This window comes from Kineococcus esterisolvens, assembly GCF_050871405.1.
Taxonomy (GTDB): domain Bacteria; phylum Actinomycetota; class Actinomycetes; order Actinomycetales; family Kineococcaceae; genus Kineococcus.
Genome location: NZ_JBJLRI010000019.1, coordinates 47683 through 61635 on the forward strand (window position 1 = coordinate 47683; position 13953 = coordinate 61635).

Below are 13953 nucleotides of genomic sequence, written 5' to 3' on the forward strand. Positions count from 1 at the left end.
GAGGGGGGCGGCGGTGGCGACGGGGGTCCCCACGGAACTGTCGGTGCTGTCACCGGCAGCGGCCGGCGACGCCGCGCGCACGGCCCGCGCGGTGGCCGCCGCCCTCGGCGGCGTCGAGGCCGACGTCGACTCGGCCCGCCGCGGCACCACCGGCTGGTGGGGGCCCGCGCAGCAGGGGTTCGACGGCCGCGCCCGGCGTCTCCTGGACGACCTGTCCCTGCTGACCCGGGCGGCCGCCGCCGGAGCCACCGCCGTCGAGGAGCACGCCGCCGAGCTGGGGATGCTCGCCGCCCGCCTGCGCACCGTCGACGCGCAGCTCGAGACCGCCGAGCGGCGCACCCGCGAGACCACCGGCGACCTCGCCGCCTGGCACGGCGCCTGGTCCGAGCTGCAGGGCTGGCAGGCCACCAGGGCCCGGCTCCTCGCCGAGCACGACGAGTCCTCCGCGCGCCTGGCCCAGCGGCTGCTGGCGCTCGTCGCCGACGTCGAGGACCGCCCCCGCACCCTCGGCGAGCACGTCGGCGACGCCGTGCGCGTCCTCGTCGGCGAGGGCGCCGCCGTCGCGTACGCCGCCGCCGGGTGGGTGTGGGACCGGCACGGCTGGGCCGCCGCGGTGCGCGCCGCGCCCGGTGCGGCGCTGGACGCCGTGCTCGACCCCGCCGGCACCGCCGCGGACGCGCTGCACCTGGACGACGCGCGCGACGGGCGCTGGGGAGCGGTGGCCGGCGGCGTCGCCGCCGGCCTCGCCGGGCGCGGCGCCGGACGGGCCGCCGACGAGCTGCTGCCCGGCCGCGGCGGCCCCGACGAGCGCCCGCGCGCGCCCGACGGGGACCTGCTGCCGCAGACGCTGGACGAGATGCTCGCCGGGGTCGACCTCGAGCGCAGCGAGGGACCCGGGCGCGGGCACACGCTGGAGAGGCACGTGGACGTGGACGACGAGTACCTGGAGGAGCGCTTGACGCGGGGGACGCCGGACCGGCGCACCGGAGCACGCGGCGGTGCCCCGGCGGCGGCATCGCGCTGGTCCAGCCTCGAGGTCGCCGAGCGGACCGTCACCGAGGCCCTGCGCGAGAACGAGGCGCAGGTGCGGCAGGCGCTCGCCGGGAAGGGCGGGACCACCCTGAGGGTGCCGGTGGACGCGTCGGCGGGCACGGTGCTCGTGCGCGACGGCGCGGGTTCGCGGCAGGTGCCCGCCGAGCACGCCGTCGTCGTGCTGCGGCGCGACCCCGACGGGGTCCCGTACGTGCTGACCTCGTACCTCGGCAGGAAGGCCCGCCCGTGACCGACGACCTCTGGGACGAGCTGCTCACCACGGCCGTCGGCGTCGACGCGGACCTGCTGGCCGCCACCTCGCCGAGGGAGGCCGTCGAGCGCGAGCTGTCCCGCAGCCGACCCGAGGACGTCGCCCGGTCCCTCGACGTCTGGCGCCGCGCCACCGCCGGCGTGAGCACCGAGGAGGGGATGCGCAGCGTCGCCCACGACCTCGGCGCCGGCACCTGGGACCCGCCCGACGGCAGCTCCTGGCTGGCGTGGGCGGCCTGGTACGGCGAGCGCCTGCGCCAGGCCGTCGACGACCCCGCCACGATCCTGCCGCGCGGCGCCGTGCCCGAGTGGCCCTACCCGTGGAGGGTGCGCGACTCGGCCGCCACGAGCGGGAGCTCCCTGCGGCGGGCCGTGCACGTGCTCGTCGAGCGGCACCGCGACGACGTCGCGGCCTGGCTGGCCGACCCCGCCGCCGGGACCCGCCTGCACCTGGTGGGGGAGACCGGCGCCGTGGTCGGGCAGGTGGTGCGCACGGTGCCGCTGCGGTCCGGCCGAGCCGTCGCCTCCGGGGTGCGGACCACGCGCGCCGCGGTGGTGCTGCGCCGCCTGGACGCCGGGGACGCCGGCCCGGCGCACGAGGTGGCCGCCGTGCACGCCGCCGAACCGCGGGAGGACCCGCGCGCGGCGGCGTGGCGGCGCGAGCTGCCGGCGCTGACGTCCTTCCTCGGCGGGTGGTTCAACGCCGCGGACCTCGACGACGAACCCGGGTGGGACGAGCAGCGGGCGCTGAGGTCCGAACCGGCCGCCTTCCTGGACCGGGTCGCCGCCGAGGTGCCGCGCCTGCTGGCCCGGGACGAGGTGGAGCTGCGCGCCGCGGTCGACGCGCTCGGCTGCTACGCCGAACCGCCCCACCTGCGCCGGTGGCTGGAGTGGACGTCCTGGCGGATCCAGCGCTTCGACTGGGGCTGACGCGCCCGCCGCGCCACGGCGAGCGCGGCGGCCACCTCGCGCGGCACCAGCACCGCGACCCCGGCCTCGCGCAGCAGCCGCACCCCCCGCTCGGCCAGCTCGGCGGCCACCGGCACGGGCAGGTGCAGCCGGCCGGCGTCGGTGGCGTCGCGGTCCGCCGCGCGCAGCGCGGGGCACACCCGCACCGCGCGGGCCAGGCCCGCCCGCAGCGCCTCCAGCGCCGGCGGGTCACCGGCCAGCTCACCGATCCGCAGCGGCGAGGCGCCGCCCACCGACAGCGTCACGTCCGCCCACCAGCCGTCCGCGGCGCCGCCGCCCAGGACCAGCACCACCCGGGCCGTCGCGGCCAGCGGCACGGGCAGCGCGTCGCGGCGCAGGTGCGGCAGCACCGCGAGCGCGACGTCGTCGACCACCTGCTGGGCGCCGGGGCTGCGCCCGCCACCCTCGGGGACCACCGCGCGCAGCACCGCCGGCAGCGTCGCGGCCCACCGCCGCCGCCACCGCAGCCCCGGCCCGCCGTGCGCGGCGGGGGACGACGCCGCGAAGGCCGCCAGCTCGCGCACCAGCGCGGCGAGGTGCACCACCTCCCGGCCCGGCACGAGCAGCCCCCCGCCGGGCCAGCCGCCGGGGCCGGCCCCGCGCAGGGCGTCCACGCTCGCCGCCAGCGGGGGAGCGGTGCACGGCAGCTGCACCGGGGCCAGCTCCACCGGCGCGGGCCGGGGCCGTGGCGCGGGCACGCGCGTGAAGGCGTCCGGGCTGGGCAGCGGCACGCCGTCGCGCACCGGCAGCAGGGCCGGCACCCACCGCGTCGGCCCGGCCAGCACGCCGTGCAGCGCCTCCCCGGCCAGGCCGGAGCGCAGCAGCGCCGCCCGCTGCCCGGCGCGCAGCGCCGCCGGGTGGGCACCCGAGCACGCCTCGCGCGGCGTGCACGGGCCGGGCTGCCCGCCGCGCTCGACCCACCACAGCAGCCGGGCCGGCCGCACCCACAGGACGTGGACGACGGCGACCGGCCCCGAGCCGGGGCGGCTGCCGGCGGCGGTGCGGGGGAGCATGGCGCCATCGTGACCCCCGCCCCCGACACGGGGCCGCCGCGCCCGCCGCCCCCCGGGCGGCCCGCGGGGGCACCCGGCCCCTCACCCGGCCCCTCACCCGGCGGCGCGCACCCGCACCTGCGCCGGGACGCGGGACAGGACGGTCAGCGAGGCGACGTGACCGGCGGGGACCGCGGCCGCGTCCAGGGTCGCCACGTCCACCACCACCGCGCCGCCGGCGACGTCGGGGTCCAGCGCGGGTGGCCACTCGCGCAGCCGGTCCCCCTCGAAACCCACCCGCACCGGCGCCACGGCCAGGCCGTGCCCGGTGGCCTTGAGCAGCGACTCCTTGCGCGTCCACGCGCGCGCCCGCCACGCGTCGCGCTCGGCGGGGGGCAGCGAGCGCAGGGCGGTGCGCTCGCGCGGCGTCAGGGCCGCCTCGTCGAAACCCGTGAAACGCACGCCGCCGACGAGTTCCACGTCGACCCCCACGGGCGCGCCCGTGGAGGCTGCCACGAGCACGCTGCCGCCCGCGTGCGAGGCCGACAGGTGCACCCCGGCCAGGACGGCGCCGTCGGCGCCGACGGCCACGGGGCGCCCGTGGTCGCCGGTGGTCCCGCACGTGCGGCACCACCGGGAGGTGCGCGCCCGCGCCGCGGGGGAACCCGTGACCTCGGCCACGGCCTGGCGCAGCAGCAGGGCGGCGGTGGCCGAGCGCGCGCGGTCGGTGGGGGAGCGGAAACCCCCGGCGCGCCGGGACTCGTCCTCCCGCAGTTCGCCCCGGCGGCGCTCGCCGAGTTCCGGCGCGGCGTGCAGGAGCAGGGTGGTCGGCACGGCTGGGGAGTGTGCCGGAGGTCGGGGGGTGTTGACGAACCCACCTGAGGTGAGGCTAACCTCCCCTCCGTGAGCGACGACGTCCCCGCGACCGTGCCCGCGGTCGCCCTCGTCACGGGGGCCGCCGGGGGGATCGGCGCCGCCGTGGCCGCGGTGCTCGCGCGCACCGGCGCCGCGCTCGCCCTGCTCGACTCCGACGAACAGGGCCTGCGCACCACGGCCGAGGAGTTCCGCGCCGGCGGTCACCGCGTCCACGCCGTCGCGTGCGACGTCCGCCGCTCCGCCGACGTGGAACGGGCCGTCGCCGGGGTGGAGGAGGAGTTCGGACCCGTCACCGCGCTCGCGCACTGCGCCGGCGCACTGCACCCCGGCGGGGCGCTCGACGTCACCGACACGGCGTGGGAGGAGGCCCTCGCGGTCAACGCCACCGGAACCGTGAACGTCTGCCGGGCGGTCGGGCGGCGGATGGCCGCCCGCGGCGGGGGCGCCGTCGTGGCGGTCAGTTCCAACGCCGCCAAACTGCCCCGCACGGGGATGGCCGCGTACGCCGCCTCCAAGGCGGCCGCCACCCGCTACGTGATGTGCCTGGGCCTGGAACTGGCCCCGCTCGGGGTGCGGTGCAACGTCGTCTCGCCGGGTTCCACCGACACCGCCATGCAGCGCGACCTGCTGCCCGACCCCGTGACGGGGACCGAGACGGTCCTGCGCGGCGACCCCTCGACGTTCCGGCTCGGCATCCCCCTCGGGCGCCTGGCCGACCCCGCCGACGTGGCCGAGGCCGTCGGTTTCCTGCTCTCCGGCGCCGCCCGGCACGTCACCCTCACCGATCTGCTCGTGGACGGCGGCGCGTCGCTGCGCGACTGACGCCCCGTCCCCACTCCCCGGGAGTCCCCTTGACCAGCACCACCAGTCCCTCGGAGCGCGCCCGCGAACTCCTCGTGGAGGACCGGACCACCCCCGGCGACCTCCTCGCCCGCTACCGTCCGGGAACCGGCGCGTGGTTCTCCTCCGCCGGCCGGCACCTGCTCGCCACCGGCGACCGCGAACCGATCGACGCGGCCTGCGGGACCACTCCCGGGTTCGCCGCCGACGTCACCGCCCGGTTGCGCTCCGCGCGGTCCCGCGGCGCCGCCGGCCTCGCCGTCGGGGCGCTGCCCTTCGCCGCCGGCACACCCGCTGCGCTGCACGTGCCCGAGCGCGTGCTGCGCGCCGAGGGAGCACCCGGTCCCGTTCCCGGCGCCGCCCCGCTCGCCGCGGGAGCCACCGTGACCCCGCACCCGCCGGAGACCGGGTACGCCGCGGCGGTCTCCGCCGCGCTGCTGCGCCTGCGCGCCGAGGACGACGAGCTGGGCAAGGTGGTCCTCGGCAGGTTGCTGGACGTGGAGGTCCCCGGGGACGTCGACGTCCGCGCGGTCCTGGCCCGCCTGCTGGCCGCGGACCCCGCCGCGTTCGTGTACGCCGTGGACCTGCCGGGTGCGGGCCCCGGACCGCGGACCCTCGTGGGGGCCAGCCCGGAACTGCTCGTCGCCCGCTCCGGGCGGCGGGTCACCGCGTGCCCGCTGGCCGGCAGCGCGCCGCGCTGCGCCGATCCCGCCGAGGACCGGCGCCGCGCCGAGGCGCTGCGGGCCTCCGCCAAGGACCTCGCCGAGCACGCCGTCGTCGCCGACGCCGTGCACGCCGCCCTCGCCCCGCTGTGCGTGGACCTGGACGTGCCCGCCGAACCGGAACTCCGTTCCAGCGCGACGATGTGGCACCTCGCCACGCCCGTCACCGCCACCCTGGCCGACCCGGCGACCACGTCGCTGGACCTGCTGGCCGCGATGCACCCCACCCCCGCCGTGTGCGGGGTCCCGCCGGCCGAGGCGGCGCGCGTCATCGCCGACCTGGAGCCGTTCGAGCGCGGGTACTTCACCGGTGCCGTCGGCTGGTGCGACGCCGACGGTGACGGCGAGTGGGCCGTCACCATCCGCTGCGCCGAGGTGCGGGAGCGGTCCGTGCGGTTGTTCGCCGGCGCGGGCGTCGTCGCCGCCTCCGACCCCGCCGCCGAGGTCGCCGAGACCGCCGCGAAGTTCCGCACCTCCCTCCAGGCCCTGGGCGTGACCCGGTGAACCCCTCGAACCCGGTGGAACCGGTGGCGCTGCCGGGACCCGTGGACCTCGTGCCCGCGGCGGACGGGGCGGCCGCCGACCCGCGCTGGCGCGAGCTCGGCGTGCTGCGCGGCGAGACGCTGTGGGGGCAGTTCGCGGGTGCCGCGGCGCGCACGCCCGGCGCCCTCGCGCTCGTGGCGCGCACCACCGCCGGCGAAGAGGTGCGCTGGACGTTCGCGCAGCTGCACGACACCGCGCTGCGCACCGCCGCCGGTTTCGCCCGCGCGGGCCTGCGGCCCGGGGAGCGGGTGCTGCTGCAGCTGCCGAACACCGCCGAGTTCGCCGCCGTCGTCCTGGGCCTGTTCCGCCTCGGGGCGCTGCCGGTGCTCGCGCTGCCCGCGCACCGATCCGCGGAACTGCGGCACGTCGCCGCCGCCGGCGGCGCCGTCGCGTTCGTCACCACGGACCGCACCGGGGCCGGCGGCTCCCGGTGCGACCACCGGGAACTGGCGCGCGACCTGCTGCGCACCCCCGGCTGCGGAGCGCTGCGGCTGGTGCTGGTCGCGGGGGAACCCGAGGAGTTCGGCGACCTGGCCGACCTGGCCGTGCCGGACGCCGAGGCCGCCGAGGTGGCGCTGCCGGCGCCGCCCGGCCCGGACGACGTCGCGTTCCTGCAGCTGTCCGGGGGCACCACGGGCGCGCCCAAGCTCATCCCGCGCACCCACGACGCCTACGCCTTCACCGTGCGCGAGAGCGCCCGGATCTGCGGCCTGGACGAGGACAGCCGGATGCTGGTGGTGCTGCCGGTCGCGCACAACTACCCCATGAGCTCGCCGGGCATCCTCGGCACCTGGTGCGCCGGCGGCACCGTGGTGCTCGCGACCGACCCCTCACCCGGCTCGGCCTTCGCCCTCGTGGCCGCCGAGGGCGTCACGCACGTCTCCCTGGTCCCTCCGCTGGCGCTGCTGTGGACGGCGGCCGCCGGCGACACCGACCACGACCTGTCCACCCTGCGGGTCGTCGGCGTCGGCGGGGCCAAGTGCACCCCGGAACTCGCCCGTCGCGTCCCGCAGGCCCTCGGCGCTCGGCTGCAGCAGGTGTTCGGGATGGCGGAGGGCCTGGTGAACTACACGCGTCTGGACGACCCCGACGACGTCGTCCTGCACACCCAGGGCCGGCCGATCAGCACCCACGACGAGGTCCGCGTCGTGGACGAGGACGACCGCGACGTCCCGCCCGGCGAACCCGGGTACCTGCTCACCCGCGGCCCGTACACGATCCGTGCCTACCACGCCGCGCCCGCGCAGAACCGCACGTCGTTCACCGCCGACGGGTTCTACCGCACCGGTGACGTCGTCCGGCTGCGCCCCGACGGCAACCTCGTCGTCGAGGGGCGCGCTGCCGACCGCGTCAACCGCGGTGGCGAGAAGGTCTCCGCCGAGGAGGTCGAGGACGTCCTGCTGACCCACCCCGGCGTCCACGACGCCGCTCTCGTCGGCGTCCCCGACGAGCACCTCGGCGAACGCACCTGCGCGTTCGTCGTGCCCCGGCCCGGCGCGAACCCCTCGGTGCGCGAGCTGCGCGCCCACGTCCGCTCCGCCGGCCTCGCCGAGTTCAAGGTCCCCGACCGCGTCGAGGTCGTCGACGCCTTCCCGCCCACCGCCGTCGGCAAGACCAGCCGGCGGCAACTGCGCACCGCCCTGGCCGCCCTGCTCGCCGAACGCGGCGCCACCGCCGCGAGCCCTCGCCCCCGGGAGTCCTGACCCGTGACCCTCCCCGCCGTCGACAGCTACCCCCTGCCCACCGCCGCCGAGATGCCCGCACCGCGCGTGCCGTGGACGCTGCACCCCGACCGCGCCGTGCTGCTCCTGCACGACCTGCAGGAGCACTTCCTCGACGCCTACGGCGAGCGTTCCGCCCTGCGCGCGCAGCTGCTGCGCGCCGCCCTCCGGCTGCGCGACGCCTGCGACCGCGCCGGCGTGCCCGTCGTCTACACCGCGCAACCCGCCCACCAGGACCCCGCCGACCGCGCCCTGCTCACCGACTTCTGGGGCGAGGGGCTGGGGCGCCGCCCGCACCGCGCGCAGCTGGCGCCCGACCTCGCCCCGCGCGAGGGCGACACCGTGCTGACGAAGTGGCGCTACTCGGCGTTCCACCGCTCGGAACTCGCGCAGGTCCTGGCGGCCTCGGGCCGCGACCAGCTCCTCGTGGCCGGCGTGTACGCCGGCATCGGCTGCCAGGTCACGGCCTGCGAGGCGTTCATGCGCGACGTGCAGCCCTTCCTCGTCGGCGACGCCGTCGCCGACTTCGACCGGGAACGCCACGACACGGCCCTGCGCTGGGTCGCCGGCACGTGCGGGGTCGTGCTCGACGCCGCGTCCGCGGTGCGCGCGCTCACCACGGCCGCCGCACCCGCCGGGGTCCTCGCGTGAGCCGGGCGGAACTGGACCTGCTCGGCGTCGGGTTCGGCCCCGCGAACCTGGCCCTGGCCCTGGCGGTGGACGAGCTGCCGCCCGACGACCGGCTGGACGTGCTGTTCTGCGAGCGCCAGCCCCGCTTCGGCTGGCACCGCGGGATGCTGCTGCCCGGCGCGACCCTGCAGGTCTCCTTCCTCAAGGACCTCGTCACCCAGCGGAACCCGGCCAGCCCGGCGAGCTTCGTGGCGTACCTGCACGAGCGGGGCCGCCTGGCGGACTTCGTCAACGCCAAGACGTTCTACCCGACCCGCCTGGAGTTCCACGACTACCTCGAGTGGGCCGCCGCGAGGGTGGCGGGGAACGTGCGCTACGGCACCACGATCACCGCCCTGCGCCCGGTGCGCGAGGACGGCGCCGTGCGCGCGCTGGAGGCGCAGCTGCCCGACGGCACGCGGGTCCGGGCCCGGGACGTCGCCCTCGCCACGGGGCTGCGCCCCCGCCTGCCCCGCGAGGTCCGGCCGGGGCCGCGGGTGTGGCACAACCACACTCTGCTGGAGGACCTGCGGGCCCTCGACGAGGCCCACGCGGCCGGAGCGCCCGGACCGCGCTCGTTCGTGGTGCTGGGCGCCGGGCAGAGCGCGGCCGAGGTCGTGCAGCACCTGCACACCCGCTACCCCACCGCCGAGGTGCACTCGGTGTTCCGGTCCTTCGGGTACGCCCCCGCCGACGACAGCCCGTTCGCCAACCGGGTGTTCGACCCGGGTGCCGTCGACGAGTTCCACACCGCGCCGCCGGCCGTGCGCGACGACCTGCTGCGCCGGCACGCCACCACGAACTACTCGGTCGTCGACCTGGACCTCATCCAGGAGCTGTACCGCACCGAGTACGCCGAGGCCGTCGCCGGTGCCCGGCGGCTGCACGTGCACCGGGCCAGCGAACTGCTGGAGGTGCGCGAGGAGGAGTCGGCCGTCGGCGTCGACGTGCTGGAGCGCACCAGCGGCGCCGTGCGGCGGCTGCGCGCCGACGTCCTGGTGTGCGCGACGGGTTTCGAGCACCTGGACCCCACCGCGCTGCTGGGCGAGCTGGCGCCGGCGGTCCGGCGCGACGCCGCCGGGCGCGTCCTGGTGCACCGCGACCACCGGCTCGTCACCGACCCCGACGTCACCTGCGGCATCCACCTCATGGGCGGCACCGAGCACAGCCACGGGCTGAGCTCGTCGCTGCTGTCGAACGTCGCCCCGCGCGCCGGGGAGGTCCTGGCTTCCGTGCGGCGGCGCCGGCGGGCGCCGGAGACCGCGCGGGCCGGCGGCCTGCCCGTCTGAGCGCCCAGACCCCCCGACCTCGACCACCGTTCCGGAGGAGCACCGTGAGCACCAACCCCTTCGACGACCCCGACGGCGAGTTCCTCGTCCTCGTCAACGACGAGGACCAGCACTCGCTGTGGCCGGCGTTCGCGCCCGTGCCCGGCGGCTGGCGGACCGCGTTCGGCCCCGGCCCCCGCGACGCCGCCCTCGCCCACGTCGAGGAGCACTGGACCGACCTGCGCCCGCGCAGCCTGCGCGAGGCGATGGACCGCGAGGCAGCGCGGGCCCGGTCGTGACGGCGCCGACGGCGGGACCGGGCACCGCCGGCGACCACCTCGCGCGCATCGCCGAGGTCCGCGCAGGGAGCACCCCCGCGAAGGTCGGGTACCCGATCGGCATCCGGGAACTGGAGGTCGTGCGCACCCGGCGGCTGGGGTCCGCCGTGGTGCGGGTGACCCTGGGCGGGCCCGGAGCGGAGGGTTTCGCCAGCCACGTCCCCGAGGAGCACGTGCGCCTCGTCTTCCCCGACGAGCACGGGGTGCTGCGCCTGCCCGAGCGCGACGGGTCGTCCCTGCGGTGGCCGCGGCCGCTGCCGGTATCGCGCGAGTACACCGTGCGCCGGCACGACCCGGTGACCGGGGAGGTCGACGTCGACCTCGTGCTGCACCCGGGCGGGGTGGCCTCGGAGTGGGCCGCGTGCACCCGCCCGGGCGACCGGGTGCACGTCGCCGGACCGCCCGGCGGTGTCGTCGTCCCCGACGTGCACGAGCGGTACCTGTTCGCCGGCGACCTCACGGCGCTGCCGCAGATCGCCCGGTACCTCGAGGCCCTGCCCGCCACCGCGACCGGCTGGGCGTTCGTCGAGGTCGCCGACGCCGCCGAGGAGGTCGAGGTGACCGCCCCGGTGGGTTTCGAGGTGCGCTGGGTGCACCGCGGCGACGTGCCGCCCGGGCACGGCGACGCGCTGGAACGGGCGCTGCGCGAGCTGCCGCTGCCGGACGGGCGGCACGCGTTCGTGTGGATCGCCGGCGAGGCCGGTGTCCTCAAACCCCTGCGCCGCTGGGTCCGTCACGAGCTGGGCGTGCCGGCGGCCCGCTGCCGCATCACCGGTTACTGGAAGCGCGGCGTCGCCGACTTCGACGACGAGCACTGACGAGCACCCGCAGCACCCGCAGCACCCGCAGCACCCGCAGCACCCACGAGCACCGAACCCGCGAGGAGCACGAGTTGAGCACCCCCCTGGTCGCCGGCGACCGCGAGCGCACCGGGCAGGCGCTGGCGCTGTCCGCCGCCCAGCTCGGCATCTGGAACGCCCAGCGCCTGGAACCGGGCTCGCGCAGCTACCTCGTCGGCGAGGTGCTGGAGGTCCGCGGCGAGCAACCCCTCGACGTGGACGCGTTCGCCGAGGCGGTGCGCGCCACGGTCGCCGAGGTCGAGACGCTGCGGGTCCGGCTGCACGAGAGCCCCGACGGACCCCGCCAGGTCGTCTCCGGCGACCCCGTGCCGCCGCCGCCCGTCGTGGACCTGCGCGCCGAGGACGACCCGCGGGCCGTGGCGCACGCCCTCGTGGACGCCGAACGCGCCCGCGCCTCCGAGGCCTGCCGGCCGATGGTCGACCGCCCCCTGCACACCCACACGCTGCTGCGGCTGTCCGACACGGAGGCGTGGTGCGTGCAGCTGTACCACCACGTCGTCGTCGACGGGTACTCCACGGCGATGATCACCCGCCGGGTCGCGGCCCGCTACACGGCGCTGGTGCGCGGCACCGAGGTGCCGCCCTCGCCGTTCGGCGCGCTCGCCGACGTCGTCGCCGAGGACGAGGAGTACCGGCGCAGCGAGCGGTTCGAGCGCGACCGCGCGTACTGGCGTGACGTGCTCACGCCGCTGCCCGACCTCACCGGGCGCACCAGCGCCCCCGACGGGCCCGCCGAGCGCACCGTGCACGCGCGCGCAGTGCTGCCCGCCCCGGTGCTGGCGCGCCTGCGCGAGGTCGCCGACGCCACCGGCACCACCTGGGCCGAGGCGCTCCTCGCCTGCTGGGCCGCCTTCCTGCACCGGCTGCGCGGCGAGAGCGACGTCGTCGTCGCCCTGCCCGTCATGGCGCGCACCGGCGCCGCGCTGCGCACCCCCGCGATGGCCGTGAACGTGCTGCCGCTGCGCGTGCGGGTGCACCCCGGCGACCGTCTCGGCGAGCTCAGCCAGCGCGTCGCGCGGGCCCTGCTGGGGATGCGCGCCCACCAGCGCTACCGCGGCGAGGACCTGCCCGCCGACCTGGGCGTGCCCGGTGCGGGGGCGCTGCTGCACGGCATCGGCGTGAACCTCAAGGCGTTCGACACCGAGCTGGACTTCGCCGGTGCGCGCGGGGTGCTGCGCAACGTCGCCGGCGGCCCCCCGGAGGACCTCGGGCTGACCGTCACCCCCTCCGGCGACCCCGCTGCCGGTGGTGAGCTGCTGCTGGGCTTCGAGGTGGACGCCCGCAGCGACGCCCGGGCCGGCGTCGAGGCGCGGATGGCCGCCCTGGTGCGCACGATCACCGCGCTGGCCGGCCCCGCCGCCCCCGCCGTCGGCCAGGTGGAGCTGCTGGCCGGCGGGCAGGCGGAGCAGCTGCTGACGGCGCGCGCGGTGCCCGCCGCCGGGGAACCGCCGGCAGCAGCCGCCGCGACGGACGTGCCGTCCGCCCTGGCGGCGCTGGCCGCCGCCCAGCCGGACGCGCCCGCGCTGGCCTGCGGCGCCGAGCGCCTCACCGCCGCCCAGCTGGCCGGGCGCGTGCACCGGCTGGCCCGCGCGCTGCGCGCCCGCGGCGCCGGACCCGACGACGTCGTCGCGATCGCCCTGCCCCGCACCGCGGACCTCGTCGTGGCGCTGCTGGCCGTCCTCGACGCCGGCGCCGCGTTCCTGCCGCTGGACCCGGCGCACCCGCTGGAGCGCCTGCGCGGCACCGTCGAGGACGCCGGGGCGGTCCTCGTGCTCACCGGGGTGGACCTGGCCGGGGCCCTCAGCGCCCCCGGCCGGCCGGCGCTGGACCCCGCCGCGCTGCGCGAGGAGCTGGCGGCCCTGCCCGACGGCCCCCTGGCGCCGCACGAGCTGGCCGCCGCCCGCCACCCCGAGCACCTGGCCTACGTCACCTCCACCTCCGGCTCCACCGGCCGCCCCAAGGCCGTGCTGACCCGCGCCGGGGGCCTGACCGCCCTGCTGCACCACCACCGCTGGACGATCTGCGCGCAGGCCGCCGAGCGAGCCGGGGGCCGGGCCCTGCGCACCGCGCACACCGCCTCCTTCGCCTTCGACGCCTCGATCGACCAGCTGCTGTGGCTGCTGTGCGGGCACGAGGTGCACCTGTACGACGCCGAGCTGCAGCGCGACGCGGAGGCGCTGCTGGCCGCGTTCGCCCGCGACCGCGTCGACGTCGTCGACGCGACCCCGTCGATGGCGGCGCAGCTGCTCGAGCACGGCCTGCTCACCGGCGCCCACCGCCCGGTGCTGCTCGTGCTGGGCGGGGAGGCCGCGCCGCCGGCGCTGTGGGAGCGCGTCACCGCCTCCGGCGTGGCCGCCTGGAACCTGTACGGCCCCACGGAGGCCACCGTCGACGCGCTGGCCGCCCCCGTGGACGGTCGCGGCCCGCGCATCGGGCACCCCCTGGCCGGCACCCGCGTGCACCTGCTGGACCCCGCGCTGCGGCCCGTGCCCGACGGTGAGCGCGGCGAGCTGTACCTGGCGGGCCCGCACCTGGCGCGCGGCTACCTCGGGCGGCCCGGGGCGAGCGCCGAGCGGTTCGTCGCGAACCCCTTCGGGGCGCCCGGCGAGCGGATGTACCGCACCGGCGACGTGGGCCGCTGGGTGCCCGGGCTCGGCGTGCAGTTCCTCGGCCGCGGCGACGGGCAGGTGAAGGTGCGCGGCCACCGCGTGGAGCTCGGCGAGGTGGAGGCCGCGCTCGCCGCCCTCGACGGCGGGGGGGGGGGGGGGGGGGGGGGGGGGGGGGGGGGGGGGGGGGGGGGGCGGGGGGGGGTCGGGGGGGGGGGGCGGGGGGGCCAGCTGGTCGGCGCGGGCG

At 78.5% G+C, this 13953-nt stretch carries 12 protein-coding genes; 10 read left to right on the plus strand and 2 right to left on the minus strand.

Annotated features, from left to right (window positions below; translation table 11 throughout):
* The first annotated feature begins 13 nt into the window (after positions 1 to 13).
* Positions 14 to 1282, plus strand: a complete 1269-nt coding sequence (locus ACRYR8_RS08685; RefSeq protein WP_432483511.1) for an RNase A-like domain-containing protein — start codon at positions 14 to 16, stop codon at positions 1280 to 1282.
* Positions 1279 to 2232 (plus strand): hypothetical protein, encoded by a 954-nt coding sequence (locus tag ACRYR8_RS08690; RefSeq protein WP_432483513.1) that lies wholly within the window; start codon positions 1279 to 1281, stop codon positions 2230 to 2232. Before ACRYR8_RS08685 ends, ACRYR8_RS08690 begins: the two co-directional genes overlap by 4 nt.
* Here ACRYR8_RS08690 and ACRYR8_RS08695 read toward each other — a convergent pair.
* Together ACRYR8_RS08695 and ACRYR8_RS08700 are read right to left on the minus strand one after the other, a co-directional pair.
* Positions 2157 to 3284 (minus strand): hypothetical protein, encoded by a 1128-nt coding sequence (locus ACRYR8_RS08695; RefSeq protein ID WP_432483515.1) that lies wholly within the window; start codon positions 3282 to 3284, stop codon positions 2157 to 2159. The two genes, ACRYR8_RS08690 and ACRYR8_RS08695, sit on opposite strands and share 76 nt — an antisense overlap.
* A 93-nt stretch (positions 3285 to 3377) precedes the next feature.
* A complete protein-coding gene (locus tag ACRYR8_RS08700) occupies positions 3378 to 4097 on the minus strand; it encodes a 4'-phosphopantetheinyl transferase family protein (RefSeq protein ID WP_432483517.1) in 720 nt (239 codons plus the stop codon).
* A 69-nt stretch (positions 4098 to 4166) separates the two neighbouring features.
* Between ACRYR8_RS08700 and ACRYR8_RS08705 the strand changes: the two genes are divergently transcribed.
* The 8 genes from ACRYR8_RS08705 to ACRYR8_RS08740 all read left to right on the plus strand — a co-directional run.
* The gene (locus ACRYR8_RS08705) at positions 4167 to 4961 is read left to right on the plus strand and encodes an SDR family NAD(P)-dependent oxidoreductase (RefSeq protein ID WP_432483519.1); all 795 of its coding nucleotides are present in this window, start codon (positions 4167 to 4169) and stop codon (positions 4959 to 4961) included.
* A gap of 29 nt (positions 4962 to 4990) precedes the next feature.
* Complete coding sequence (locus tag ACRYR8_RS08710) at positions 4991 to 6205, plus strand: isochorismate synthase (protein ID WP_432483521.1); 1215 nt, start codon at positions 4991 to 4993, stop codon at positions 6203 to 6205.
* On the plus strand, positions 6202 to 7947 hold the full coding sequence (locus ACRYR8_RS08715) for a (2,3-dihydroxybenzoyl)adenylate synthase (RefSeq protein WP_432483523.1): 1746 nt from the start codon (positions 6202 to 6204) through the stop codon (positions 7945 to 7947). Before ACRYR8_RS08710 ends, ACRYR8_RS08715 begins: the two co-directional genes overlap by 4 nt.
* 3 nt (positions 7948 to 7950) lie before the next feature.
* Positions 7951 to 8616: an isochorismatase family protein gene (locus ACRYR8_RS08720; RefSeq protein WP_432483525.1), complete on the plus strand. Its 666-nt coding sequence runs from the start codon at positions 7951 to 7953 to the stop codon at positions 8614 to 8616.
* Entirely contained in the window at positions 8613 to 9923 is a 1311-nt protein-coding gene (locus tag ACRYR8_RS08725) for a lysine N(6)-hydroxylase/L-ornithine N(5)-oxygenase family protein (protein ID WP_432483527.1), read from the plus strand. Before ACRYR8_RS08720 ends, ACRYR8_RS08725 begins: the two co-directional genes overlap by 4 nt.
* Positions 9924 to 9967: 44 nt before the next feature.
* Positions 9968 to 10201, plus strand: a complete 234-nt coding sequence (locus ACRYR8_RS08730) for an MbtH family protein (protein WP_432483529.1) — start codon at positions 9968 to 9970, stop codon at positions 10199 to 10201.
* Positions 10198 to 11058 carry a siderophore-interacting protein gene (locus tag ACRYR8_RS08735; RefSeq protein ID WP_432483531.1) on the plus strand — a complete coding sequence of 287 codons (861 nt, stop codon included), beginning with the start codon at positions 10198 to 10200 and terminating at the stop codon, positions 11056 to 11058. The genes ACRYR8_RS08730 and ACRYR8_RS08735 overlap by 4 nt, the downstream gene beginning before the upstream one ends.
* A gap of 74 nt (positions 11059 to 11132) precedes the next feature.
* Positions 11133 to 13953, plus strand: a 2821-nt coding sequence (locus ACRYR8_RS08740) for an amino acid adenylation domain-containing protein (RefSeq protein WP_432483999.1), incomplete at its 3' end; no start/stop codon positions are given.